Source organism: Oleiphilus sp. HI0066 (genome assembly GCF_001635725.1).
On record NZ_LWFH01001241.1, the window covers coordinates 1 to 744 of the forward strand.

A 744-nucleotide genomic window follows, 5' to 3' on the forward strand; every position below is an offset into this window, starting at 1 on the left:
CTCATACTTCGCTTTGATAGCGAGCTTCTTTAGAGGTAGATAGCTATGGTTTTGATCGAGTCTCATGCCAGTCCTTGTGCGTTTTTGTTATTTAGTCAGTTAACGAAACTCGAATATTGTCTATTAACCGCGTTGCTCCTAAAAAGACTGCAGCAAGGATTACAATTTCCTTATCCGCATCCTTAGCCGGCAGAAGTGTATCAACGGATGCAATATTAAGATAATCGAGTTTAAAGCCATTCTCTGTCAAAGAACTAATCGCTTGCTGACGTGCAACGACGATATCTTCGTTCGACTCTAATGCTTTTTTAGTTTGTTGAAGAACCGCAAAAAGCTTACTTGCTCGCAGGTGTTCCTCTTCATTTAGATAACCATTGCGAGAGCTCAATGCAAGGCCACTTGGCTCTCTACAAGTCGGTACGCCGACTATTTCAATAGGAAAACATAGATCATTAGTAAGCTTTCGAATCACCATTAATTGTTGAAAGTCTTTTTCTCCAAATATGGCTTGGTCTGGCTGAACCATGTTGAAAAGCTTCGTAACGATGGTAGCAACACCGTCAAAGTGTTTTTCCCTACTCGCACCACAGTGATGTTTGGTTATGTCTGGGACATGAACGGTTGACTCAGCCTTCAAGCCCCCAGGATATACTTCAAAAATATTAGGCGCGAACAATACATCACAGTTTCGAGCTGCTAATAAGGAGCTATCTTTTTCAAGAGTTCGAGGATAAGAGTCAAAGT

The 744-nt window shown here is 41.4% G+C and carries 1 protein-coding gene; it reads right to left on the reverse strand.

Annotation, left to right across the window (positions count from 1 at the left end; genetic code table 11):
• Positions 1 to 91: 91 nt before the first annotated feature.
• A partial coding sequence (gene panC / locus A3738_RS17860; RefSeq protein WP_068763752.1) for a pantoate--beta-alanine ligase occupies positions 92 to 744 on the reverse strand: 653 nt, incomplete at its 5' end.